Below are 24600 nucleotides of genomic sequence, written 5' to 3' on the forward strand. Positions count from 1 at the left end.
GTTACATCTTGTTCTGTGTGGAAGGCTCAGTCGCCGGATGAGGCGCTTGCGTACTCCCGATTTGTTTCAATAATGGAATGCCAGCCGAAACAGCATGCAGAGGTATTGCCAGTGATGATGCCAGTTCCGTCAGATTATGCAGATGACGGGAAAATTCCTGCGCCATTTGTTCCCGGGTTCGCTGGGTGCCAAAGTTAATCCAGGCTGACTGCTGGCTGTCAGTGACGAATTCACGGCCGCGAAAACCCGTGTCACCCTGCTCAAGAGGATCAAACAGGTGCACAAACTGTAATCGGTTATGGCTTCGTAACTGACTGAGCCGTTTTTTATCACTGGCCTGTAAAGCATAGAAATCACTCAGAATGACAATTTCACTGCCTTTCGGGCATAAGTGGTGCATGTGGCGCAGCACATCAGAAAACGTCAGTCCGTTATCTGCAGAGGCGTTCGGGTCTGGCTGATGCATGTTGATCATGGCATTGATAACCGCCAGTGGACCTTGCTGACGAGCCGTCGGTTTGCACTCACTTAACCTGTATCCGTTGTACACCAGTGCACCAATGCGATCCTGCTGCTGTACGGCAAGCCAGCTTAGCAAACTGGCAAAGTGAGCAGCCTGTACCGATTTCAGCAATAGCTGGCTGCCAAAGCGCATACTCTGACTAAAATCTATCAGTAACATCACAGGTTGTTCGCGTTCTTCGCTGAACAATTTGGTATGGGTCTTTCCTGTCCGGGCCGTGACACGCCAGTCTATCGCTCGAATGTCATCTCCGGCATGATAGGGGCGCACTTCGGTAAAATTCATGCCCCGGCCTTTTTGCCGGCTTTGATGTTGTCCATTGAGTTGAGACCAGACGCTGCGAGCTGGAGGGAGCCACTTCACGGACTGATTTTTGTACTGTAACAGCTCGGCAAGGCACAATTCATACCCGTTACTGTGCGGTGGTAGCAGAGGGGGCGTTTTCGCCGTTGCTTTTATCATGCACTGGTGACCTGTTGAATCAGTGAATGAATGATGCTGTCCGGGGTGATGCCTTCAGCTTGTGCTTCATAGCTGAGTAGTAACCTGTGTCTCAGCACGGGAAAAGCCATGCGCTGAACATCGTCCGGCATAACAAAATCCCGACCATTTAACCAGGCGTATGCCCGTGCGCAGCGATCAAGCGCCAGCGTTGCCCTCGGACTGACCCCCATCTGCAGCCAGGCTGCCAGCTCATCGCTGTAACGCTTTGGTTCCCGTGTCGCCATGATGAGGCGGATAATATAGTGTTCAATGTCTTCGGCCATATGGATCTGCAGGACTTCTTTGCGGGCACTGAAGATATCAGCCTGACTGATTTGAACGGCTTCAGAAGGTTTGGGGATGTTGTCTTCCAGTGCTTCGCCGCGGTTCAGCCGTAAAATCGCAAGCTCGCTGTCAGCATTCGGATAATCAACGTTCAGTTGCAGTAGAAAACGGTCCAGTTGGGCTTCCGGCAACGGATAAGTCCCTTCCTGCTCAATGGGGTTTTGTGTCGCCATCACCAGAAATAATGCTGGCAGAGGATAAGTATTCCTGCCTGCAGTGATCTGCTTTTCGGCCATCGCTTCAAGCATCGCGGCCTGTACTTTTGCCGGGGCGCGGTTTATCTCATCGGCCAGTAACAGCGAGTTAAAGATAGGACCGGGCTGGAACACGAACTCGCCGGTTTCGGGGCGGAAAATATCGGTGCCCGTCAAATCTGCGGGCAGGAGATCTGGGGTGAACTGGATCCGGTGAAAATCACCTTCAATGCATTCGGCAAGGGTTTTGACCGCACGTGTTTTGGCCAGTCCCGGAGGGCCTTCTACGAGGATATGTCCGTCTGCTAATAGTGCAATCAGTAATTGTTGCACCATTTCGGCCTGGCCGATGACCTGTTGTTGTAAGTATTGATCGAGTTGTTGGAAGGTCTTTGCAAGCATGTGTTTTTTATCCCTTGGAGCGACTGTTTTTCCTGCACGCTCAGAAGCGTGTTGTATACACCAATAACGTATTAAAAAGAATGACGTTATTGGTATTCGACTTTGTTCCGCCAGTGAAGTTCACAACAAGTATCAAGCAAATGATAAATATTATTTCTCTTTTTTACATTGCAAGGTGATTTTTGTCACTAATCGGATAAAAAATAAAAAGCAGGACAAAAAGAATGAATCACTTAAAACTATTTTTCGTGAGGTCAGATGTGTTTTTTTTGTTGCAGTAATGCTTCATTTGTTTGTTTGGACATTAAAAATCACTTTTCCGAAACTTATTTATGCACCAGATGAAAAATGGTGCAACCCTGCACCATTAGAGTGCGATGAATCGAGTTTTGCGGCAAAAAAATCAATCTTAAAGCGTGAAATAGCTTGATTGACAGCATTTTGTAAACTTGGCATCACTCATGCATTGAAATATTCCGTTAACAAATCGAACCTATTATGTAATCGATTAATTGTTATTGAGTTGATTCCATATAGGGATTTCATGGAGAAGATGAATTCCCTATGTTGATATCTATATGTGCATGTGTTCTTATAATAATTGTGCAATGTAAACTTCACACAAGTGACTTGTGCGGTGGATACGCTGCGTAACAGTGGTGCAGGGAACAGGTCTGGTTCAGATGTACAGCAGCAGGTTCTCTTCAGAAAAAGTACAAAACCAGCCATCAGCGAGATGCGGTTTTTGTTTTGGCAACGGATGGAAAGGAGTCTGGTAAATGACAAAGGTAGCATTAGTAACTGGCGCGAAAGGTGGTATTGGTTCTGCAATTGCTCAGGGTTTAGTAGATGCAGGTTATCGTGTTATTGCCACCTATTTCCCAACAGGTGAAGCAAAAGCCAAAGAGTGGTTTGCTGAAAACAACTACTCTGATTCTCAAGTTCGCTTATTCCCTCTGGATGTTACGGATGCTGCATATTGTGAAGAGGCGCTGACTACTCTTTTAAAAGAAGAGGGTAAGATTGATGTGCTGGTTAACAATGCAGGGATTACCCGTGATAGTACGTTTAAACGTATGACTGTCCAGCAATGGAAAGAGGTGATGTCCACTAATCTGGATAGCCTGTTTAACGTGACTCATCCTTTGTTTGCTGCAATGTGTGATAGCGGATTTGGCAGAATTATCAATATTTCTTCTGTGAACGGCCTGAAAGGGCAGTTCGGCCAGGCAAACTACTCAGCGGCCAAGGCAGGCATGATTGGTTTCACCAAAGCACTGGCTGCAGAAGGCGCACGTTACGGTGTTACTGTAAATGCGATTGCACCAGGTTACACGGGTACACCTATGGTTGAAGCGATTAAGCCAGAAGTGCTGGACGCGATTAAAGCTGAAATTCCAATGAAGCGTCTGGCGCAACCCAATGAAATATCAGCATCAGTGAACTTCCTGGCCAGTGATGCTGCAGCCTATATTACCGGAGAGACTCTCTCGGTAAATGGCGGCTTATACATGCACTAATTTAGAAGTAAGGACACTCGACACATGACCAAAGTTTATATTGTTGCAGCCAAACGTACGCCAATCGGCAGCTTTAATGGCGCACTGAAATCAGTCTCGCCTGCGCAACTCGCTGCTGTTGCAATCAAAGGTGCCATCGCTCAGGCAAATGTTGACCCCGCTAAAATCGACGAAGTGATTTTAGGTAACGTAGTGGGTGCAGGCCAGGGTATGGGGCCAGGACGACAGGCGGCAATTTTTGCAGGGATTCCAGATCAGGTTCCGGCCTACAGCCTGAACATGGTCTGTGGTAGTGGCATGAAAGCGGTAATGGACGCTGCTGCACACATTAAAGCCGGTGACGCTGAGCTGGTGGTGGCTGCCGGTGCCGAAAACATGTCGCAGATTCCGTTTACCGTACCCGCTTCCATCCGTGATGGACAGAAAATGGGTAATCTGCAACTGACTGATTTACTGATTAACGACGGTCTGACCGATGTCTTTAATCAGTACCACATGGGTGTGACGGCTGAAAATGTCGTTGAAAAAGTGGGTCTGACCCGTGAACAACAGGACAACTTTGCACTGGCAAGTCAGCAAAAAGCAGTCGTTGCCATTGAACAGGGCAAATTTGCTGAAGAAATTGTTTCTGTTGAAGTGAAAGAGCGTCGTGAGACGAAAACGGTTGATACGGATGAGTATCCGAAAGCCGATGCAACATTGGAAGGTTTGCAGAAACTGCGCCCAGCATTCAAACCTGAAGGTTCAGTAACCGCAGGAAATGCATCAGGTATCAATGATGGTGCGAGTGCAATCATTGTGGCTTCTGCTGCCGCCGTAGAAAAATATGGTTTAACACCGCTGGCAGAAATCGAAAGTTATGCGCAAGCGGGTGTGGCCCCTGAGGTCATGGGTCTTGGCCCTGTACCAGCGGTCATGAAAGCCCTGGAGAAAGCCGATTTAAACATTGATTCAGTGGGTCTGTTTGAGTTTAACGAAGCCTTTGCCGGTCAGGCATTGGGCGTGTTGCACGAGCTGGCTGACAACTTGAATACCAAGGTCGAAGACTTGGCCGAACGTAGCAATGTGAATGGTGGTGCGATTGCCTTGGGTCACCCTCTGGGTGCATCGGGTAACCGTATTATTGTCAGTCTGCTGCACGAGATGCGCCGCCGTGGAACAGAGTATGGCCTTGCCACACTGTGCGTCGGTGGCGGTATGGGTACAGCAATCGTACTGAAAAGTGTCTAAACGACTCGTTAACTAACTGGCGTCAGTATTCACTGGCGCTGAAAATAGCACTTAAATTAAGGAAACATATTATGTATACGGAAATGTTTAAATCTTTCTCTGAGCAAACTGAAAAATCTCTGGCACCTTATGTGAAATTCAACAAGCTGTTCACTAAGAACGTGGAAGAGCTGACTGAGCTTCAACTGGCAGCAGTACGTGCTTACAGCGATTTGGGCCTGTCTCAGCTCAAAGCAATCAGTGAAATCAAGGATCTGCAATCACTGACTTCTTTCCAAAGCCAACAGCTGGAAAACCTGACGAACCTGTCTAAGCAACTGGTTGACGACAGCAACAAGTTTTCAGCACTGGCTCAAGGCTTCAAAACTGAAGTAGAAGAGCTGGTCGCAGAGAATGTAAAGCAAGTTACACCCGCTTAAGTTCTTTTCCTGTGTTCATGCCGTCCCGTCTTGTGGACGGCATTTTTAGTCCAAAAGCAGAGGTCATTGCGATGAACCCGAATTTTTTCACGGACTACTTTGCTAAACTCCAGGAAATGAACCAAGCGTGGTGGAAGGAGTTTGATTCCGGCAAGGCAGCCATTAATACTCCGCTCAATAAAGCGCTGAGTGAGTTGAATCTGGAAGACACAACGGCTTGGCTGGAAAATGCATCTGCGCAGCCTGCTGTTATTGCAAAAATTCAGATGGATTGGTTTGAAAGCCAGATGAAGATTTTGCAAAACGTCACTATGTCTGGTGATAATCAGGATGTTGTGACTCCGGCAAACGATGATAAACGATTTATCGATCCTGCCTGGCAAAACGAAGCTTTTTATAACTGCATCAAGCAATCTTATTTGCTGTTCAGCAATAAGATGAAAGAGACCATTGATTCTATTGAAGGTTTAGACGATAAAGCGAAAGAACGTTTGAACTTCTTTTCGCGTCAGGCCATTAACGCACTATCGCCGACCAACTTTATTACCACCAACCCTGAGCTGGCAAAACTGACGGTTGAAACCAACGGTCAGAACCTGATTAAAGGGATGGAACTGCTGCATGAAGACATGCAGTCCAGTGCGGATGTACTGAAAATTCGCATGACAAATGGCGATGCATTCCAGGTGGGCGATAATATTGCCAACACGCCAGGACAAGTCATTTTCAAAAATGACTTGTTTGAACTGATTCAGTACAAACCGCTGACAGAAACCGTGAATGCGACCCCTGTACTGATTGTTCCGCCGTTTATCAACAAATATTACATCATGGATCTGCGAGAAAAGAACTCTCTGGCTCGCTGGATGGTGGAGCAGGGACATACTGTTTTCATGATCTCATGGCGTAATCCTGATGCGACAATGCAGGATGTGGATTTCGATACCTATGTATTGGAAGGCGCGCTAAAAGCATTGGATGTCGCTGAAAGTGTGAGTGGTGTCAATCAAATTCATACCGTAGGTTATTGTATTGGCGGTACCTTGTTGGCCACTGCCCTGGCGTACAGCTCTGCGAAACGCATGCGTAACCGTGTGAAGTCTGCCACTTTCTTTACCACTATCCTCGATTTCTCTCAGCCGGGTGAAATTGGCGCTTATATTAATGATCCGATTATTTCGGCCATTGAAGCCCAGAATGAGCTGAAAGGCTATATGGACGGTCGCTCACTGAGCGTGACCTTTAGTCTGCTGCGTGAAAACAGCTTGTACTGGAACTATTACGTCAACAATTACCTGAAAGGAAACAGCCCAATCGATTTTGATTTGCTGTTCTGGAACGGTGATAGCACCAACGTGGCAAAAGCGTGTCACAGTACATTGTTACGTCAGTTCTATCTGGAAAATAAACTGATGGATCCGAAAGGGTATAAAGTAGGCGGCGTGTATATTGATTTGTCGAAGATCAAAGTACCGACTTACTTTATTTCCACTCAGGAAGACCATATTGCTTTGTGGCAGGGTACCTATCGCGGCTCGAAAGTCCTGAAAGGTGATTCAGTGTTTGTGCTGGGTGAGTCCGGTCATATTGCTGGCATCATTAATCACCCTGACAAAAATAAGTACGGTTTTTACACCAACGATAAGGCTGAATCTGATCCCGAAGCCTGGTTGGCGGGGGCGACCCACCACGACGGCTCATGGTGGAATCACTGGAATACCTGGTTGAGCGGCTTTAATTCTGAAGAGCAGGTATCTGCCCGTGATATCGGCAATGAAAGCTTCCCACCTATAGGTCCAGCGCCAGGTGATTATGTGAAGCAAACACTGCCGATTGAGTTTTCAAACCCAAATTAATCGTTTGATAACAGTATCGACATTGCAAAAACCAGTGGCTTGCCACTGGTTTTTTTTATGGGTGAAACTGAAACGTTTTTACTCGTCTGAATCATGGGTGCCTGTCCTAGGACTGTGGGCTAAAGTGCCTGTCCCGTTAATCTCGGTTTCGAAGTTATTCGCGTGGACTAAAGTGTCTGTCCTGACAATGCTCGTCAGCGCGGTGTTAAAGTGTCTGTCCCGACAAGACTCACCAGCTCGATTCATCTCTCTGTATTTGAACACTTTATCTCTTAAGAAATCCCCCTCATTTAAGGCGTCCCTATCTATACTGGTTTTATGACGACCCAAAGTGGTAAGGATGGCATGCAGCACGAGCAGAAAACTGCAGGGATAACAGGGTGTGAGGAATGCGGCCTGGTGGTTGCTTTACCTGTGTTAGAGCCTGGGCAGCGTGCATGTTGCCCGCGCTGTGGGCATTTGCTGATGAAAACCATTAAACACCCTCAGCAGCGAACATTGGCCTATGGCATCGCCTGTCTGGTTATGCTGGTACTGAGTGTCAGTTTTCCTTTTATGTCCTTCAGTGTGCAAGGTATTCAGCAAGAAATTACCCTGATGCATTCTGCTCAGATGCTCGCTCAGTTCGAGAACAGTTTATTAGGTTTATTGTTGTTAATGACAGTTGTCATTTTACCGGCTTGTTATATCACCTCGGTGTTATATCTGTATTGGGTCAGTGCAGAGCATGGAAAGATAGACAGTGACAGTGTCAGTCACAGAGTCAAAAGTTTGTGCCGGCTGACGCTGCGTATTGAACCCTGGTTGATGGTCGATGTCTTCCTGATAGGTATTCTGGTCAGTCTGATCAAAATTGCCGCACTGGCAGATGTCGGGCTGGGGATGTCATTTTGGGCATTTTGCCTTTATACAATGCTGGTTGTGAAATGTGTTGCCATGGTTGACAGAACCTGGCTCTGGCTGCAGTTTGCCCCTATGGTGCCATTGCCGGAAGTAAAAGCGGGTGACAGCCACCACTCTCATAACCATATCTCCTGCCACATTTGCGCGCAGCTGAACCCTATGACGGATGTGCAACAGCAAAGGTGTATACGCTGTGGTGGGAAGTTGCATCCCTACCACCCCGCTAAAAACCTGCAATATGCCTGGGCGTTATTGCTGGCTTCGGCCGTTTTTTTATTTCCGGCAAATCTGTATCCGATGATGTACACGGTCAGCTTGGGCAAATCGGAAGGTTCAACCATCATTGGTGGGGTTGTGCTGCTTTGGCATCACGGATCCTATCCTATCGCCATGGTGATTTTTCTCGCCAGCGTGGTGATCCCTCTGGCCAAAATCTTTGCACTTGGATGGCTTTTCTTTGCGGCAGCACGAAAGAATGACGATGAAGACAGAAAAGCCATACGGCGTTTAAAGCTATACAGGTTGGCCGAGTTTATCGGTCGGTGGTCGATGATTGATATTTTTGTCGTGGCACTGCTTGTTGCTTTAGTGCAGTTACAGAATTTGATGGCGATTTATCCGGGGCCGGCCGCGCTGTCTTTTGCTTCGGTTGTCATACTGACCATGTTAGCGGCGATGGTGTTTGATCCGCGTGTTTTCTGGCAAAGCATGTTGCCAGGAGAACAAACAGACCCGGCAACGAAACCGGAACACGGTGCCAACACGACCATTATTCAGAAGGAATCCCATTCATGAGCGATCAAACGCCGCCAAAGGCTGAAGTCAGCCAGATTCGACAGCTGTCACTGATCTGGCTGGTCCCGATTGTTGCTGTATTGATTGGCTTTTGGATGCTGATTCAGTTTCTGGCCAGTAAAGGCCCGGAAGTAACACTGAAGCTCAATACCGCAGAAGGTCTTGAAGTGGGTAAAACTGAAATCAAAGCTTTGAATGTTAAAGTCGGTGTCATTACCAATGTAAAACTCAGTGATGATTATAATTCAATTATTGCGACAGCCCAGATGGACAAAGACGCGGAAAGAATGTTGAGAACCGACACGCGGTTTTGGGTGGTGAAACCACGTATCGGCAAGGAAGGGATCTCCGGGTTGGAAACCTTACTATCCGGCGCGTATATTGAGTTGCAGCCCGGTGTGAAGAATGATGAGCAGCGCACATTCACCGTTCTGAATATCCCACCGGTGGCACCGCTGGATGCGAAAGGTTTGCGCTTGATTCTGACCCATAATGAGGCAGGTAAACTCAGCGTTGGTGATCCGGTTTTGTACGAAGGGTTTACTGTCGGGCGGGTGGAGCAGGTCAGCTTTGATACCCAATCCAAAAAAGCGAATTATCAGCTCTTTATCTTTGAACCTTATGACGGCCTGATTCGGAAACGTACCCGATTCTGGTTAACCTCTGGTGTCGAACTGAACATGTCGGCCGAGGGGTTTAATCTCAAAATCGGTTCGGTGGAATCACTCATCACAGGAGGCGTGAGTTTTAACATTCCGCAAGGTGCTGAACCTGGCGAACTCATCACCAAACAACTTAGCCGGTTCCGGCTATATAACAATCAGAATGAAGTCCGTGAGCGTTTTTATGATCAGTACCTGGAATATGTGCTGCTGTTCGACGAATCTGTACGTGGGTTGAGTGAAGGGGCGCCGATTGAATATCGCGGAATACGCATTGGTACTGTGTCTAAAGTCCCCCTGCGTTTGCCCAACCAAACCCGCGGTTTTTCCAATCAGCAAATTCCGGTACTTGCCAGATTAGAGCTCGCGCGCGTGCAGGAGTATGTAGGGACTGAAAACCTGCAGACATTACAGGAAGATCTCAGTCATCAGTTTCGGGAAGGGTTACGCGCCTCTTTGAAAACCGCGAATTTCTTAACCGGGCAATTAATGGTGGATGTAGAGTTTTACCCCGAAGAGCCGGATCCCAGGCTGCTGACCTACCAGGAGTATGATGTCTTTCCCACCAAAGCCGGTGGGTTTGCCGAGATTCAAAAACAGGTCGCTTCGCTACTCGATAAGTTGAACAACTTGCCGGTGGAAAATACCCTCAAGGGTCTGAATCAGACCCTGGCCGCGACAGAGCGCACGTTGAAAGCTGCCGAGCAGGCTGCAAAAAGTGTGAATGTGCTGCTTGCACAGCAGGATACAAAAGCCATACCAGCAGAACTGCGAAACAGCCTGGCTCAAATTCAGGCGACGTTAAACAGTTACGGCTCTGATGGGGCGACTTACCGAAATCTCGAACAGGTGCTGATACGGTTTGAGCAGGTGATGAAAGAGTTGCAACCGGTACTAAGGCAAGTGAACGACAAGCCTAACTCGCTGATTTTTTCAGACAGTAAAGGTAAAGATCCGATACCCGCAGCAGGAGTACAAGAATGAATTTTCGTCACTGTTTACTATCTGTCGTTTGGCTGGCTGGGTTGGTGTTGTCAGGTTGCAGCAGTCAGCCTGAAGAATCGGATATCACGACTTACCTGCTACCTCAGTCGCCTGAACAAGCGGCGCCGGCGTTAGTGACACAACAGCCAATATTAGTGGTATCACCGGTTGAGATGGCGTTGCACTTAACTGGCACGGGGTTAGTTTATCAAACCAGTCACACTGCCGTGGTTCAGGCGCAGCAAAACCTGTGGGCTGAAGATATTACCCGTCAACTGACCCGGCGTATTAACGGCGATCTGCGTCTGAAGCAGTCACGTTACTGGCCGACAGAGCTATCGGCAGCGATCAAAACGGCCAATGTGCCCAGACTGCAAGTCAGGGTAAACGCCTTTAATGGCCATTTCAGCGGCTTGGCGTATTTCAGTGGTGAGTGGATCTTAACCGGGCAAACCGGAGACCTGAAAACGGTGCAGCCATTCAGTTTTCAGGTCCCTTTAAAAGAGCCGGGTTACAGTGCGCAGGTGGATGCCTTGTCGGAAGCGGTGAATCGACTGACCACTCAAATCGCTCAGCGCTTGTCAGCTGTGACTTTGTATTCCGGGGAGCGCAGCAGCCTTTAACGTTGTTGTAATCGGTAATATCCGTTCATCCAGCACTCAGGCAGTCCTTCACCCGACGGGAAAGCCAGGTGCTGTTTGTCCATTGAGACAGGATCAGCCAGATCCTCACCGGATTGAAACTGTACAGTGACATGGCGTTTGAAGGGGTTGGTGAGTGAGGCCATGTCTACCACATCAACCAGATCCCCGGTTTTCGCTTCTTTCAAAAACATAGTACCAACCTCCAGCAGTCTTCAGGTCTTGGAAGGGGTATTCTAATTATGGTCGATTTTATCTCAGGCGTGGAAAAGGACGGTTTTTAATGGATCAGTATTATTGGGGCATCGATCTGGGTGGCACAAAAGTAGAGTGTGCGGTGATGGCACGCTCAGATGATCGCTGCGTCCTTCGTGAGCGCATTCCCAGTCAGGCCGAGAAAGGTTATACGCACCTGCTGCATCGAATCAAGTTGCTGGTGGATAGCTGTGCAGAGCAGCTTGGATGCTCCCCGAATGCGATTGGTTTTGGAACGCCGGGTGTGTTGGACCCGGCAACGGGCGTCATGAAAAATTGTAATTCAACGGCCTTGAACGGGCAGCCACTGGATGCTGATCTGGCGAAGTTGCTGAATGTTGAAGTCCGGCTGGCTAACGATGCGAACTGCCTGGTGCTGGCAGAAACGCATTTAGGTGTGGTGAAACAGATCAATCCTGATGCTGAAGTCGTTTTTGGCATCATTATGGGGACTGGTGTGGGCGCTGGCATTGTGGTGAATGGAAAAATCATTCACGGCTTGCATGGCATAGCCGGTGAGTGGGGACACAATGTTATCGAGCCGCAAGGACGTGCGTGTTATTGCGGAAAATTCGGTTGTCTCGAAACCGTGATATCCGGGCCGGGTTTGGAGCAGGCTTATCATGCCAGGACTGGCGAGCACATATCTTTGAGTGACATTATGCGACTGGCGCAGCAGGGCGATGCTGATGCGAGGTCTGTAGAGGAACGATTAATTCACTATTTTGGCCTTGCCGTTGCACAGGTGGTGAATATTCTGGATCCTGATGTGATTATCGTCGGCGGTGGTGTTGGCAATATCGACAAGCTATACGATGAAGGCAGGCAGGCGATCATGCCGCATTTATTTAATTCAGTGTTTAAAACCCCTGTTGTGAAACCGATTTTAGGGGACAGCGCAGGTGTTTTTGGTGCTGCAATGCTAGTGAAATAAGTCTATTGCTCTCTGTCAAACAACAAGATAAAGGCATGCATTGAGATATCACCCTCTGCTTTTGTAAGAGATATCTCACAATGACGTGGGAGATTACGTTTATTTTATTGCTGTGAATTCTCATGGAAAATAAATTAATCTTTATGATTCAATATAGTAGGTTAAATTACTGAGTTGTTGCTTTAATTGACATGTAAAGTGTGATCTCCGTTCGTTGCGCAGAATCCTGAATCGAGTAATCTGTACCGCGTCGGAAGGAACTGACGGAACGGAACAGGAACAAGCCACGGATTTTGGCAGTCTCAGGATGAGACAGGTACATCAGGAAGGTGTATCGACAAGGACTGTGAAGGGAAGAATCGGATGGATTCGATACGGTAGGTAGGATACTTACTGGTCAGGATGACAGAAGGACCACTTCAGGAAGAAGTCAGGGACACCTCCAGGATGGAGAAGAGAGTTGTGACAGGATGTTGCAATGGGTCAAGGTAAGACCAAGTGGAACACCTCCGGGACGGAGTTTTAGGGAAACGCTGAAGGATACAGCAATATCAAGGAATGATGCAGGGAGCACATTAGTAGCTGGATTGCTGCAAGTAAGACCTAAGGGCGCAACGAAAGTTGCGCCCGCTCTTTTTTATCGGCAGAAATTTTGGATTTCCGAAAAAATGCCTGTCAACCCGCCACAATCTGCGGCTTCTGTTTCAGACTGACAATCAGCATATAAACCGCCGTGCTGGCCAAAGCAACAAAGAAGAAGTTGTTCAGTCCGTGCTCCTGTTCCAAAAAGGTACCGGCGACCAACGGACCGGCAACAGAACCGAAGCTGTAGCTGAAGAGCATGATCTGTGTTGCCGATACAATCACTGACGAATCCAGCTCATCACATGCCAGCGAGATAGCAATCGGGTACAGCGCAAAAGAAGACATACCCAACAGCGCCAAACCCACCACCATAATACTGTAACCAGGGATCAGGCTCATCAGCCCGGTTGCAAAAATACCTAACAGACAGGCCGCTGCCATCAGCAGGGTTTTACTCATCTTACAGGACAATGCGCTGACCACAGGCTGAATGGCCATGCCCCCCAGAACGGTCGAAGCCATTAAGCCACCAATTTGCTCAGCGGTCAGGTTTTGCATCTGCAGCGAAATGGGCAAAAGACCATATACCGAGCTCATGACAATACCTGAAACGAAACAACCCAGTATCGCAGGTTTGCTCAATGCAAAAATCTGGCGACCAGACAGGCTGATGTGCTGTTCGCAAACCGGTTGGGATTGCTTGCAGGCCAGCGCGGGTAATGTCGCCAGCGCGATTAAACCCAGAATACTGACAAAAGGCAGCAATCCTTCCACACCAATGAAGCCAATGCCGAATTGCCCCAGCGTGCCGCCACCGTAAAGGGCTGTCATGTATAAACCCAGGCGCTTGGCTCGCTCTTTCTTGTTATCGCCAATCAGCAGCCAGGACTCAACGACCACAAAGATGCCTGCCACAGCGATACCGGCCACAAAGCGTGCCATCAGCCAGGTTAATTGCTCTGGGACTATCGGCATAATGACAATAGTGACTGCCAGCAGTGCCAGAAAACAGACAAAGGCCATTCTGTGCCCGACACGAGCCACCACTTTTTCGACCAGCAAGGCGCCAATCAGCAAGCCTAAATAAAACGTACTTGCCAGCCAGCTTGCCAGAGAAGCAGGCAAAGCAAAAAAACTTAACGTCAGTGGGATCAGGCTCATTAGATAACCTGATGCAATAGCAAAAATCGCCAGGCCGGCAACCGGTACAAAAATACCGCCGGACTGACGCGTAGCAGTGATATGACTCACTACACTAATCTCCAAATTAAAGGGTGCAGGCCTTGCAGGGGAGCCGTTTGGGTCAACAGCTTTGGGGTGACCTGCGCAAAGACGTTACAGGCAGTACCTGTGTATTTTGCGCAGAATATGGACTGAAACACGATGAAGGTAAAATGAGAAAAAGTAATATCCAGAGTCGTTTTTTCTCACACATATTATATGGAAAAGTGGCTATTTAGAGCTGTTAGTGTTTAATCTGGTTAAATTAGTGTTAACTACAATATTTGTTGTTATGATTCAGTCATTTATGGGTGTAAGAATGGAAATTAGCCAACTATTTAGACATGTAAATATTTGTTGTCTATCAAATAATTATGGTTAATTTTTGTACACTGCCTGGGCTGACAACATAAAATAATTTCTTTTTTATCTCATTGTCAGCATTGGTCTCGTGAAAAGAGGTCCGGTCGTTCTTTTTGGTGCAAAGATTCACTTATCCAGTGCAAATTTTTAGGGTTGTTATTGGTAAACAAGCGGAAGGAATTACATCAACTCGTTAAAAATTAATGACTTATAAAGTTGGCACGATGTGTGCTTTGTTATGGTCAGGCTGTGGTGGTGAAAACTTGTTATCTTGCAAGTCACTGATGACAAGCGATCTCCAAGCCACTGCAGACTACTGAGTGTAGGTACATTTTGTCGATTGATTGACTGTGGTGCTGTTCCGCGTAGCGGGGAACAGCACCTTTTTTTATGCGGCGTTTATCGCTTGTTTCTCAGATAGCGTTTACGTCTTTCTTCTTTGTTCTTGGCTTTATCGGCCGCTTTACGTTCGTTGTCCAAAGCGACATCAATCAATTCCTGAGTGATCATTTCAGGCCGTTCCATGGTGATTTGTCCCAGAGTGCCATTGCGCAGCTCATTGATCAGAATCTCGGACGCTTTGTGTAAATCCACTTTGCCGCCTGAACGCAAGCAGCCGCGTTTGCGGCCAATGGCTTCCATCAGCTCAATTTCAGATTCCGGTAGATCATCTTCCAGCTCGTAACGCTTCTGCAAAAGGCTCGGGTAGGCGTCTTTTAAATATTCCACCGTAAAGAAAGCCACATCAATGTAGTCCATGGCGGTATCTTTTACCGCACCGGTAGCTGCCAGGCGGAAACCACTGTGCGGGTTTTCTACTTTGGGCCACAGAATTCCCGGAGTGTCAGACAGTACAATGCCGTTTTGCAAATTAATGCGTTGCTGCTGACGGGTAACGGCTGGCTGGTTTCCTGTAATGGCCACCGATCGGCCCGCGAGGGTATTGATGATGGTTGATTTACCGACATTGGGAATCCCCATGATCATGGTGCGAATGTTTTTGCCCATTTCTTCACGGTTAGGCGCCAGCTTACGGCACAGCTCCAGAATCTTGTGCACTTCATTGTGGTTTTCTGTGGTGATCGCCATGGCTTTCACATTGTGCTCTTTCTCCAGATGCGCAATCCACAGCTCTGTCATTTCCGGATCGGCAAGATCGCGTTTGTTCAGCACCTTAATAACCGGTTTATCGCCACGCAAAGACGCAATCAACGGGTTTTCGCTGCTGAAGGGGATGCGGGCATCAAGCACTTCAATAATGACGTCGACTTTTGGAATGGCTTCTTCAATTTCTTTACGGGCTTTGTGCATGTGGCCCGGAAACCATTGGATAGTTGTGCTAGACATTAGAAAATTTGACCTTATTTGTGTTTCTTGGTGGAAATCCAACATCCGCTTGTCTGAGTCAGGCCAAAAGCCCGGATGTTGTTTTAGACTGATAGATCTGCAACCCTCATGATCGCAGCCCACAAAGTCGTGTTGTTTTTTGTGATCTTAACACTATAACGCCCGCACGTGGTAGGCAGGAGGGTGCGGACCAAAGGGATATAGATGTGGCACTGCCTGAAACCTGGTTTTTTATCCAATATTTTACTTGAGCGCCGTCACACTCAGACTTATAGTGCCATGTTGGTTATTGAGTTGGCATCTTATGTCCTGGCATATCATTCGCATGTTCTGGTTATCGTTTTTTGCGCTGTTCTTCTCTGCGCAGGCGATGGCGTGCCTGGATGATCAAGGCGCTGGGGCGTCGGTAAAGCCGCGGGTCGTTGCTGAATCCCGTCTGATCAATGCCGTTCTCAGCGAAACTTCTGCCCGCCATAAACAATCATCGGACTCAGCACCGGCAACCCAATCACAGCAATCGGGTTCTGCGGTCGCCATTCTTCATTCTGTCCGCTGGAACATCTCGCAGCGATACCAAGTTCACGACGGTGATCCGGTTGATCTGACATCACCTTGGTATCCGATCAGCGATAGCCGTCTGACGCAGCGTTTTGTTCAGCCGTCAGATTACATGGCTTATCAGGATTTTCGCCCTTCTTATCGTCTTTCCGGCTGGAAAGAGACCAACGCCATGTATGTGGCACTCAACAGCCATTACTTCATCTGATCATCCCTCGTTATTGAGTGACATTGTCACATTTATTGTTTTTTAACTCGGCATATTGCTGAGGGGATATTGATGAAGAAAAATCATTCGAGAGCATCAGTGCGGGTGCTGAATCACTACGCTGCCTGGAAATATCTGGTGCTGGCGGTCACCGTTGCAATACTGGCATTGAGTGCCATTCCGACCTGGTACGGCGAGCAGCCGTCCATTCAGATCCAGTCAACCAGCGCCGATAGTGAGCTGAATCATGTGGTCAGCGTGAACCAATACCTGAAACAGCAGGGGATTGAGGCGCAGGAAATTAAGCAGCAAAACCATCAGATGGTCATCGTTTTTGACAATGAAGCGGATCAGTCTAAGGCACGCGAAGCGCTGGATAAGCGGGTGAAAGAAGGCGACAACATCACCTATTCATACGTCTCCGTGGCGCCTGAGTGGTTCGGAAAAATGGGCTTCAGCCCGATTCAGCTCGGTCTGGATTTGCGCGGTGGGGTGCAGTTTCTGCTGAATGTGGATGTTGATACCGCGTTTCAGGAGCAGCGTGCCGCCATCGTGGATGATGTGACGGAAATGCTGCGCAGTGAACATCTGCGCGGCGTACGCATCAGGCAGCAAGGTACGGATGGCTTCAGCGTTGAAACCAAAACAGAGATGAAAGACGACGCTGTGTTGCGTCAGGTCAGCCAGTATGTGAAACAGCATTATCCGGGCTGGGAAGTCAAACGGGGCTCAGACAGCCTGACCGTAGCGCCGACCAAACAAAACAAGCTTGAATTCCAGTCGGCGACACTGCAGCAGAACCTGAAGATCATGCGTGATCGTATTGAAGAGCTGGGTATTACCGAAGCACTGGTTCAGCGCCAGGGCGAGCACAGCATTCGCATTGAGTTGCCTGGAGTGCAAGACCCGTCACAAGCTAAAAATGTACTTGGTGCTACCGCCAGCCTGGCATTTTATGAAGTGAAATCGGGTTCCGCAGTTGGTTCCGCTGAGGTGCTCCGCCTGAAAGACAACCATGGTCAAACCGTGATTCTGAATAAACGTCCGGTCCTGAGTGGCGAGCACATTGTGAATGCGCGGGCAGGGATGGATCCGGTGGGGTTCTCGGAAGTGAACATTTCACTGGATCATGCCGGTGGCAAGATCATGAGCGAGTTCTCAGGCAAACATATCGGCAAACCCATGGCGACTGTCTACCGGGAATACAAAACCAATGCCCGGGGGGACACTGAACGCAGCGAGCGCGTCATCAGTGTTGCGACCATTCAGTCGCAGCTGGGAAACCAGTTCCGTATTACCGGAGCGGGTTCCCCTGAAGAAGCGCAGCAACTTGCCTTGCTGTTACGTGCCGGATCGCTGACTGCACCGGTGACGATTGTTGAAGAACGCACCATAGGCGCATCGCTGGGGGCGGAAAATATAGAAAACGGTTTTGCAGCACTGGCACTGGGTATGGCGCTGACGCTGACCTTCATGGCCTTGTGGTATCGCCGTCTTGGCTGGGTGGCCAATGTCGCGCTGATGGCAAACATGGTGTGTCTGCTGGGCCTGATTGCCCTACTGCCGGGTGCTGTGCTGACGCTGCCAGGGATCGCCGGGCTGGTGCTGACTGTGGGCATGGCGGTGGATACCAATGTACTGATCTTTGAGCGAATCAAAGACAAACTGGCAGAAGGCCGGAGCTTTGCTCAGGCCATCGATCTGGGCTTTAGCAGTGCATTCAGTACCATACTGGATGCCAACATCACGACTATGATAACCGCCCTGATTCTGTACTCGATCGGAAACGGGCCCATTCAGGGCTTTGCGCTGACGTTGGGGCTGGGACTGCTGACCAGCATGTTTACCGGCGTATTTGCATCAAGAGCATTGATTAATCTGGTTTGGGGACGCGACAACCGTCGTGATGTGAGGGTATAAAGATGGTTCGTTATTTGACATCCCGGATTCGGAAAATCCGTTATATCACCAGTATTGTGTCTGTCGCACTGATGGTGATTTCGCTGGCAGCCTTTGCTGTCAGAGGGTTGAACATGGGGCTGGATTTTACCGGCGGTATGGTGACTGAAACCCTGATCAGCCCTACGGTGACCAGCCACCAACTGCTGGACGTGCTGAAACCGGCACTGGGCGAGTCCACCTCAGTGACACCATCCGGCGCTGACGGGCGCTGGGTGATTCGCTACGCATTGCCAGAGCAAGGATCGGCGCAAGGAGCAGAACAAAGCCAGACAGCACCGGATGTCGCACAGCTGCTGCATCAGGTATCCGAAAAGGTCGACATCATCAGTAACAGCATGGTGGGCTCTCAGGTCGGCCAGGATCTGGTGGAGCAGGGCGGACTCGCACTGCTGGTGTGTGTCTTGTGTATTTTGGCTTACCTCTGCTTTCGTTTTGAATGGCGTCTGGCCAGCGGGGCTTTACTGGCACTGATGCACGACGTCGTCCTGGTGCTGGGCTTTTTCGCGCTGACCCAGATGGAATTTAACCTCACGGTATTTGCGGCGGTGCTGGCGATTTTAGGGTACTCGCTCAACGATTCGATCATTATTGCAGACCGGATTCGGGAAATGCTGGTGGCGAAACAACAAACGCCGACGCCGGATATCAATGATCAGGCGGTAATTGCGACGTTTTCACGCACCATGGTGACTTCTGGCACGACGCTGATCACCGTTGCCGCACTCTGGCTCATGGGCGGGGCGCCCCTGGAAGGTTTCGCGACCGCCATGTTTATCGGCATCATTTCCGGTACCTGGTCATCGATTTCGATCGGGACTGTTTTGCCTGAATGGTTAAAGCTGGAGCCGAAACATTATCTGCCGGCCGAGGTCGATTCGGCGCCTTAATTTAGCAGATAAAAAGAGGTCAGCTTACGCTGACCTCTTTTTTTGCTTTACCGTAGGAATCTGGTTAGCCCTGGTCATAGCCAGACTTCGGCACCTGTCTCAATTTCCTGAGTCGGTTTATCTCTACAACGCAATGATCTTGTGACAGATTTTCTCCAGCGCTATTTTGTCATGGCTGATCAGCACTAAAGCGCATCCCATCTCCTGAGTCAGTTCCACAATCAACCGGAGCGTACTGGCTGCCGTAATCGGGTCGAGACGTGATGTCGGCTCATCGGCGATCAGCAGCTTAGGTTTCATCAGCAGTGCCCGCAAAATGGCAAAGCGCTGCAGTTCGCCGCCAGAAACCTGAGTGGCTTTACGGCTCAGCAGATCCTCAGAAAGTGCCAGTCGTTGCATCAGCGGTTGAATTTGACGGGTATCCAACTGATGGTGACGGCACACATCATTGAGCAAAGTCTGCAGCGTGACACTTTTGGCAAGTGCGCTGGGGGGATCCTGATACAGTTTCAGCGCATCACCGGTTCTGAGCTGCTGTTTGTTCACCATGCGCCCCGCAGCGGGGGCCTGTAAACCCAGGATCACATCCGCGAGTGTTGACTTACCACAGCCACTGTCGCCGCTGATGCCGAGAATTTCACCTTCTGCCAGTGTGAAACTCAGATCGCGGAACAGCGTTGTATCGCCAAATTGCATCGTCAGTGATTCGGCTTCTATCAGCGGCTGGCTGATATCTGTCAGCGTTGTCTGCGGCCAGAAGCGGGGATCGGCGGCGATCAATGCTTTGGCGTAAGCGGATTCCGGCTGTTGCAGAAGGCGTTCGGCCGGACCGCGCTCCTGAATGACGCCTTTTTTCATCACGATGATCTCACCGCCTAACCGCTGGGCAACTTCAATATCGTGGGTAATGGTCAGAACAGCACCGCGTTGTTTGTGGCTGACGAGTTGCTCGATGATCTGATCTTTGCGGCTGGCATCCAGCCCTTTGGTCGGTTCATCGGCGATCAGCAGCTCACCGCCTGCCTGCGTTGCACACAGGTACGCCACCCGTTGCGCCATGCCCCCGGAGAGCTGATGCGGGTATTTCGCCATATCCTGTTTCAGCGCCACGCTGGCGAACGCGCGCTCGGTATGGGCTTGTGCCTGCGCTTTATCATTGTTGACGATCTCATGCACTTCACGGACCTGATCACCCACGGCCATCAGAGGGCTGAGCGCATACCAGGGCTCTTGCGGCAGTACCGAGAGTTTTTTCCCCCACAGCTTCTGCCGCTCGGACAGGTTCAGATCCTGCTGCGCCTGTCCGAACAGGTGAATGCGCCCTTGCATCGACAGTGTGTCGGGCAGGGTGCCGATAATGGCATTGGCTAACAGGCTTTTGCCTGAGCCGGTTTCACCGAGAATCGTGACGGCTTCACCTTGGCGCAATTCAAAGGACAGCGGATTGACCAGCATGTGATGCTGCGCCTTCACCGAGAGTTGTTCGACATTTAAGAGTACGTTCATGACGGCTTACCTTGTGCCAGCAGGTGGAAACTCATCACCAGTAAAAAGACCACAGCGATAGGTTGCATCAGCACCCAGGGCGCCTGCTGGTAGTAACGGAACAATTCCACCATCATCAGGCCCAGTTCGGCTTCAGGCGGCTTGAGTCCGACATAGAGAAAACCGATGGAAGCCAGTGCCAGAATGGCGTTACCGGCGCCAAAACAACCCAGCGTGAACAGATCCGTTTTCAGCTCTGGCCAGAGGTGGCGTTTGAACTGGTACCAGGCACCAAAACCATAAAGGCGGGAGGCTTCGATCTCCGCTGAGCGCAGCAGCACCTGCGTACGGCTGCGAACCACCCGGAAATATTCAACCCAAAGCATCAGTGAAATCGCCAGATACAGGATCATGAAGGAGCCCGGCACCATCGCGCCAAACAGCAGCACCAGAATCAAACCCGGCAACGACAGCAAGATGTTCACCAGCCAAGACAAGGTTTTATCCCACCAGCCGCCTTTCCATGCGGCGATGATGCCTGTCAGCAGGCCGAACACCGCCGAGGTTACCACACTCACCAGTGCCATCAGCAAAGATGTCGTGATGGCGCTGCCAAGACGGGCATAGTTACTGCGTCCGTAATGGTCGCGGCCGAGCGGCTCCTGCCAGCTTGGTGCGGCAAATGCCTGAGACAGGGATTGCTGCGCCGGATCGCCACGATATAGCAATGTTTCAATGGCAGTGAACAGTACCAGTGCGGCCAGCACACAGAGGCCCAGCCACTGACGGCGAGAAAGTGATGTGAATACTGTCATGCCATCACCTGTTGCTTCGCCAGACGCTGGCGTGGATCAAGCAGGTACTGTGAGATGTCGACCAGGGTATTGATGGCAACAAACAGCAGGCCCATCAGCAGGGCGGCACCCTGAATCACAGGGATATCGCGACGAAAAATCGCGTGGGATAAAGCATGACCGATACCTGGCCAGGAGAACAGCGATTCAATCATCACAATACCTTCCACCAGGCTGACCGCCTGGATGCCGACGAAAGCCATGACGGGCAGCGCGATATTGAGCTGACCATGGCGGGTAAAAGCCTGTTCGTGGCTCAGTCCTTTCAGCCGGGCAAACTGAAAGTAGGGCGCGTTCAGCACCTGATGGGTAGCGTTGCGGATCATACGGCTCGACATGGCTGCCATACTGAGTGCCAGCGCAAGTGCAGGCAATACCAGGTATTCCGGACCGCCGAAACCTGCCACTGGGAACAGGTTGAAATGCAAAGCAAAGACCAGTACGAGCAGCAGACCAATCAGAAATACCGGCTGGGCTTTAATGATAATGGCACTGAACAGCGCCGCATGGTCGCTCCACTGATTAACGCGGCGGCCGCAATACAGGCCCACCGGAATCGCAATGAGCAGCGACAAAGCAGTGGCTGCCGCCGCCAGCAGCAATGAGTGGCCTAACTGGTGAGACAGTGCCTGTATGACAGGTTCGCCGCTGACCAGAGAGTTACCCAGATTAAAGTGCAGCAAATCCCACAACCAGTTGAAATACAACTCAATGCCGGAGCGATCCAGCCCCAGTTCAGTCTGAACCGCTTGTGCCGCTTCGGCATCGACGTAGTCGTAGCCATAGCGTCCTGCTGCAATACGATAAGCGATATCACCCGGGATCAGGCGCATCAGGACAAAGGTCAGTGTGCCGACAGACCAGGCGACAAACAGCGCCTGGCAGAGCCGAGAGAACAGTATCTTAATCATTGAACTGCATCTCCGACACCCGGTAGTTGATTTCAAACGGGTCGAACGAGAAGCCGCTGATCTTGTCGTTTACCGCAACAATCTGACGGTAATAAGTCACCGGAATCAGCGGCATTTCATCGGCCAGTAAGCCGGCAGCCTGCCGGGCCAGTTGGCGGTATTTCACTGAGTCCGGTTCTGCCGCCAGTTGGGCAAGCAGGCGAGTGAAGGTCGGCGAAGACCAGTGCATCGGTCCCCAGTCTGAGCCTTTTTCAGTGGCGAAGTCATTCATCAGCAGCGGTAATGGGTCTGCCAGAGTACCGAAGTTGCGGGCGATCAGGGCCATTTCAAGACTGTTGTCATGATGTTTGGCCGGGATTGCACTGGAATTATCAATCGAAATCTGAACATCGATGCCCAGCTCACGCCATTGCGCCTGAAGTGCTGTGCCGATCAGCGGCAGTTCCGGGCGATCGGCGTAAGTGACAAGCTGAAGGCGAAAAACCTTGCCGTCTCTTTCCAGCAGGCCCTGCTCGTTCGTGCGCCAGCCTTGTTCAGCAAGCAGATGTCTGGCCTGTTCCAGATTACGCTGAGCCGTGTCTTGCTGGTTAATATGCCAGGCCCCTAATGCCGGGGAAAAAAGCTGGTAGGCTTCCGAACCCGGTAAACGCAGCACCGATTGGGCAATCCCTTCACGATCCAGGGCCAGACTCAATGCCTGACGCACCGGCTTGTGATTCAGAAACGGATGAGCGTTGTTGAGCTTTACCAGCACAGTACGCGGCATGGACTCGACATGCAGCTGAAGATTGTTGGCCGCTTTCAGGCTCTCAATACTGATAGGATCCAGCGTGTAAACCAGATCCATCTGACCACTTTGCGCCAGTAACGCCCGGCTTTCAGAACGGTGGCCTGCCAGATATTCAATGGTTTCAATGTGCGCTTTTTGGCCCCAGTAGTCGGCAAAACGGCTGGCTTTGGCTTTGTGTGGTGGCTGCAGCGCGTCGATCTGATACGGACCTGTACCCTGAAGTGCCACGATCTTGCCGTTATCGCTGAAAGAGCCGGGGATCACAATCGCGGTCGAGTAGTGTGCCAGCACTGAAGGCAGCGCGCGGAATGGACGATCCAGCGTGATGATCACCTGGTTGTCCCTGGCCTGAATCGACTGTACAGGCACCTGCCGAATGACACCCGGCTTAGCCAGTGCCTGATTGAGCGACTGAGCTGCTGCGTCGGCCGTCAGCAGGCTGCCGTCGTGGAATTTGACCCCTGGGCGGATGTTGAAGACCCAGTTCAGGCCGTCTGTGCTTTGCTGCCAGCTTTCAGCCAGCAGCGGATAGAGTTCAGCCTGTTCGTTGATGCCGACCAGTGATTCCACCGCTTGCAAGCGGGAAAACAGAAATCCGTCTTTCGACAGATCCTGGCTGTTAAATTCAAACGGGCCGGAAATGGCCAGTGTCTGGGGGCCGGCGAAGACGGTTGCCAAAAGACGAGGGCGCCAGCTGCAATTACTAAGGTGAGCAAGAAGATTTTTTTCATGTGCCTTTAAATTGATTTGTTATAACATAACAATATTCCAGCATGAGAAAGGTTCTCATGTCTAGCGGATTTTTCTGGAGTGCAAGAAAAGTGAATCATCTCGAAGACGTTAAGGTGATATCAGGGGTTGCCGGTAAGTAACCTCGAAATAACTCCCTATCTTTACGGCAAGCAAAAAAGTGCTGACAATTTATGGTCTGTTCAAGCTGCATTCAACTTTGTTGTGCGAGGCTGAGTGCCTGGATGCAGGTATTGTCCTGTTTCCTGTACCTGATAATGAGGTGACAGATGAAAAATATCCTTACTGGTGTGATCGCACTGGTTATAGGTTTCTTTGCGTTGACCTTTGCGGCAGTCATGGGACTGACGATGGCCTTGATTGCATTCATTGCTCAGCCATTCCTCAAGCGCAAGCTAGCGAAAGAATTTGCCACTTTCAATGCAGCACAAGCTGATAATACCACGCCAAAAGGGCGTGTAATTGAAGGTGAATACGAGCCGGTTCAAGGCCGATAAGATTCATACATGCCAGATACCGAACGCCAGCACACA

The 24600-nt window shown here is 50.1% G+C and carries 20 protein-coding genes and 1 pseudogene; 12 read left to right on the forward strand and 9 right to left on the reverse strand.

Annotated elements, in window-relative coordinates:
* Position 1: 1 nt before the first annotated feature.
* Positions 2 to 985: a DUF58 domain-containing protein gene (locus P4S53_RS00140; RefSeq protein ID WP_337110826.1), complete on the reverse strand. Its 984-nt coding sequence runs from the start codon at positions 983 to 985 to the stop codon at positions 2 to 4.
* Positions 982 to 1947 (reverse strand): AAA family ATPase, encoded by a 966-nt coding sequence (locus P4S53_RS00145; RefSeq protein ID WP_337110827.1) that lies wholly within the window; start codon positions 1945 to 1947, stop codon positions 982 to 984. The genes P4S53_RS00140 and P4S53_RS00145 overlap by 4 nt, the downstream gene beginning before the upstream one ends.
* Positions 1948 to 2726: 779 nt before the next feature.
* Here P4S53_RS00145 and P4S53_RS00150 point away from each other — a divergent pair.
* The 7 genes from P4S53_RS00150 (at position 2727) to P4S53_RS00180 (ending at position 10939) form a co-directional block, all read left to right on the forward strand.
* Positions 2727 to 3467, forward strand: a complete 741-nt coding sequence (locus tag P4S53_RS00150; protein ID WP_337110828.1) for an SDR family oxidoreductase — start codon at positions 2727 to 2729, stop codon at positions 3465 to 3467.
* Between the two features lie 24 nt (positions 3468 to 3491).
* Complete coding sequence (locus tag P4S53_RS00155) at positions 3492 to 4697, forward strand: acetyl-CoA C-acetyltransferase (RefSeq protein ID WP_337110829.1); 1206 nt, start codon at positions 3492 to 3494, stop codon at positions 4695 to 4697.
* A 71-nt stretch (positions 4698 to 4768) separates the two neighbouring features.
* Positions 4769 to 5116, forward strand: a complete 348-nt coding sequence (locus tag P4S53_RS00160; RefSeq protein ID WP_046220227.1) for a phasin family protein — start codon at positions 4769 to 4771, stop codon at positions 5114 to 5116.
* Between the two features lie 71 nt (positions 5117 to 5187).
* Positions 5188 to 6972, forward strand: coding sequence for a class I poly(R)-hydroxyalkanoic acid synthase (phaC, locus tag P4S53_RS00165; RefSeq protein WP_337110830.1), 1785 nt, complete (start codon positions 5188 to 5190; stop codon positions 6970 to 6972).
* 345 nt (positions 6973 to 7317) lie between these two features.
* Complete coding sequence (locus tag P4S53_RS00170; protein WP_337112025.1) at positions 7318 to 8670, forward strand: paraquat-inducible protein A; 1353 nt, start codon at positions 7318 to 7320, stop codon at positions 8668 to 8670.
* On the forward strand, positions 8667 to 10316 hold the full coding sequence (pqiB, locus tag P4S53_RS00175) for an intermembrane transport protein PqiB (protein ID WP_337110831.1): 1650 nt from the start codon (positions 8667 to 8669) through the stop codon (positions 10314 to 10316). The genes P4S53_RS00170 and pqiB overlap by 4 nt, the downstream gene beginning before the upstream one ends.
* Positions 10313 to 10939: a PqiC family protein gene (locus tag P4S53_RS00180; protein ID WP_337110832.1), complete on the forward strand. Its 627-nt coding sequence runs from the start codon at positions 10313 to 10315 to the stop codon at positions 10937 to 10939. The genes pqiB and P4S53_RS00180 overlap by 4 nt, the downstream gene beginning before the upstream one ends.
* Here P4S53_RS00180 and P4S53_RS00185 read toward each other — a convergent pair.
* Positions 10936 to 11151: an acetyltransferase gene (locus P4S53_RS00185; RefSeq protein ID WP_120512904.1), complete on the reverse strand. Its 216-nt coding sequence runs from the start codon at positions 11149 to 11151 to the stop codon at positions 10936 to 10938. The genes P4S53_RS00180 and P4S53_RS00185 overlap by 4 nt on opposite strands.
* 89 nt (positions 11152 to 11240) lie before the next feature.
* Between P4S53_RS00185 and P4S53_RS00190 the strand changes: the two genes are divergently transcribed.
* The gene (locus P4S53_RS00190) at positions 11241 to 12146 is read left to right on the forward strand and encodes an ROK family protein (RefSeq protein WP_337110833.1); all 906 of its coding nucleotides are present in this window, start codon (positions 11241 to 11243) and stop codon (positions 12144 to 12146) included.
* A 675-nt stretch (positions 12147 to 12821) separates the two neighbouring features.
* On the opposite strand, the gene P4S53_RS00195 is transcribed toward P4S53_RS00190, so the two are convergent.
* Positions 12822 to 13982, reverse strand: a complete 1161-nt coding sequence (locus tag P4S53_RS00195) for an MFS transporter (RefSeq protein ID WP_337110834.1) — start codon at positions 13980 to 13982, stop codon at positions 12822 to 12824.
* Between the two features lie 732 nt (positions 13983 to 14714).
* Positions 14715 to 15662, reverse strand: coding sequence for a ribosome biogenesis GTPase YlqF (ylqF, locus tag P4S53_RS00200; protein ID WP_337110835.1), 948 nt, complete (start codon positions 15660 to 15662; stop codon positions 14715 to 14717).
* Between the two features lie 304 nt (positions 15663 to 15966).
* On the opposite strand from ylqF, the gene P4S53_RS00205 reads away from it, so the two are divergent.
* From P4S53_RS00205 to secF, 3 genes are all read left to right on the forward strand, one after another.
* Complete coding sequence (locus P4S53_RS00205; protein ID WP_337110836.1) at positions 15967 to 16428, forward strand: hypothetical protein; 462 nt, start codon at positions 15967 to 15969, stop codon at positions 16426 to 16428.
* Positions 16429 to 16497: 69 nt separating this feature from the next.
* Entirely contained in the window at positions 16498 to 18348 is a 1851-nt protein-coding gene (secD, locus tag P4S53_RS00210) for a protein translocase subunit SecD (protein WP_337110837.1), read from the forward strand.
* 2 nt (positions 18349 to 18350) lie between these two features.
* Positions 18351 to 19277: a protein translocase subunit SecF gene (gene secF / locus P4S53_RS00215; RefSeq protein WP_337110838.1), complete on the forward strand. Its 927-nt coding sequence runs from the start codon at positions 18351 to 18353 to the stop codon at positions 19275 to 19277.
* A gap of 123 nt (positions 19278 to 19400) precedes the next feature.
* Here secF and P4S53_RS00220 read toward each other — a convergent pair whose 3' ends face one another.
* The 4 genes and pseudogenes from P4S53_RS00220 to P4S53_RS00235 all read right to left on the reverse strand — a co-directional run bounded on the left by P4S53_RS00220 (position 19401) and on the right by P4S53_RS00235 (position 24048).
* Positions 19401 to 20783, reverse strand: a complete 1383-nt coding sequence (locus tag P4S53_RS00220; protein ID WP_337110839.1) for an ABC transporter ATP-binding protein — start codon at positions 20781 to 20783, stop codon at positions 19401 to 19403.
* Entirely contained in the window at positions 20780 to 21577 is a 798-nt protein-coding gene (locus tag P4S53_RS00225) for an ABC transporter permease (RefSeq protein WP_337110840.1), read from the reverse strand. The genes P4S53_RS00220 and P4S53_RS00225 overlap by 4 nt, the downstream gene beginning before the upstream one ends.
* Positions 21574 to 22527 (reverse strand): ABC transporter permease, encoded by a 954-nt coding sequence (locus tag P4S53_RS00230; RefSeq protein WP_337110841.1) that lies wholly within the window; start codon positions 22525 to 22527, stop codon positions 21574 to 21576. The genes P4S53_RS00225 and P4S53_RS00230 overlap by 4 nt, the downstream gene beginning before the upstream one ends.
* Positions 22520 to 24048, reverse strand: a pseudogene (locus P4S53_RS00235) (ABC transporter substrate-binding protein). Before P4S53_RS00235 ends, P4S53_RS00230 begins: the two are co-directional and overlap by 8 nt.
* Before the next feature lie 288 nt (positions 24049 to 24336).
* Here P4S53_RS00235 and P4S53_RS00240 point away from each other — a divergent pair.
* The gene (locus tag P4S53_RS00240) at positions 24337 to 24564 is read left to right on the forward strand and encodes a hypothetical protein (protein WP_337110842.1); all 228 of its coding nucleotides are present in this window, start codon (positions 24337 to 24339) and stop codon (positions 24562 to 24564) included.
* The last annotated feature ends 36 nt before the right edge of the window (positions 24565 to 24600 follow it).

It is taken from the genome of Photobacterium sp. Hal280, assembly GCF_037162255.1.
In the GTDB taxonomy this organism is placed as follows: domain Bacteria; phylum Pseudomonadota; class Gammaproteobacteria; order Enterobacterales; family Vibrionaceae; genus Photobacterium.

Bases quoted from the DNA above. Each gene is read 5' to 3' on its own strand.
- P4S53_RS00140 (WP_337110826.1), bottom strand. From the start codon at position 985: ATGATAAAAGCAACGGCGAAAACGCCCCCTCTGCTACCACCGCACAGT.
- P4S53_RS00145 (WP_337110827.1), bottom strand. From the start codon at position 1,947: ATGCTTGCAAAGACCTTCCAACAACTCGATCAATACTTACAACAACAG.
- P4S53_RS00150 (WP_337110828.1), top strand. From the start codon at position 2,727: ATGACAAAGGTAGCATTAGTAACTGGCGCGAAAGGTGGTATTGGTTCT.
- P4S53_RS00155 (WP_337110829.1), top strand. From the start codon at position 3,492: ATGACCAAAGTTTATATTGTTGCAGCCAAACGTACGCCAATCGGCAGC.
- P4S53_RS00160 (WP_046220227.1), top strand. From the start codon at position 4,769: ATGTATACGGAAATGTTTAAATCTTTCTCTGAGCAAACTGAAAAATCT.
- phaC (WP_337110830.1), top strand. From the start codon at position 5,188: ATGAACCCGAATTTTTTCACGGACTACTTTGCTAAACTCCAGGAAATG.
- P4S53_RS00170 (WP_337112025.1), top strand. From the start codon at position 7,318: ATGCAGCACGAGCAGAAAACTGCAGGGATAACAGGGTGTGAGGAATGC.
- pqiB (WP_337110831.1), top strand. From the start codon at position 8,667: ATGAGCGATCAAACGCCGCCAAAGGCTGAAGTCAGCCAGATTCGACAG.
- P4S53_RS00180 (WP_337110832.1), top strand. From the start codon at position 10,313: ATGAATTTTCGTCACTGTTTACTATCTGTCGTTTGGCTGGCTGGGTTG.
- P4S53_RS00185 (WP_120512904.1), bottom strand. From the start codon at position 11,151: ATGTTTTTGAAAGAAGCGAAAACCGGGGATCTGGTTGATGTGGTAGAC.
- P4S53_RS00190 (WP_337110833.1), top strand. From the start codon at position 11,241: ATGGATCAGTATTATTGGGGCATCGATCTGGGTGGCACAAAAGTAGAG.
- ylqF (WP_337110835.1), bottom strand. From the start codon at position 15,662: ATGTCTAGCACAACTATCCAATGGTTTCCGGGCCACATGCACAAAGCC.
- P4S53_RS00205 (WP_337110836.1), top strand. From the start codon at position 15,967: ATGTCCTGGCATATCATTCGCATGTTCTGGTTATCGTTTTTTGCGCTG.
- secF (WP_337110838.1), top strand. From the start codon at position 18,351: ATGGTTCGTTATTTGACATCCCGGATTCGGAAAATCCGTTATATCACC.
- P4S53_RS00220 (WP_337110839.1), bottom strand. From the start codon at position 20,783: ATGAACGTACTCTTAAATGTCGAACAACTCTCGGTGAAGGCGCAGCAT.
- P4S53_RS00225 (WP_337110840.1), bottom strand. From the start codon at position 21,577: ATGACAGTATTCACATCACTTTCTCGCCGTCAGTGGCTGGGCCTCTGT.
- P4S53_RS00230 (WP_337110841.1), bottom strand. From the start codon at position 22,527: ATGATTAAGATACTGTTCTCTCGGCTCTGCCAGGCGCTGTTTGTCGCC.
- P4S53_RS00240 (WP_337110842.1), top strand. From the start codon at position 24,337: ATGAAAAATATCCTTACTGGTGTGATCGCACTGGTTATAGGTTTCTTT.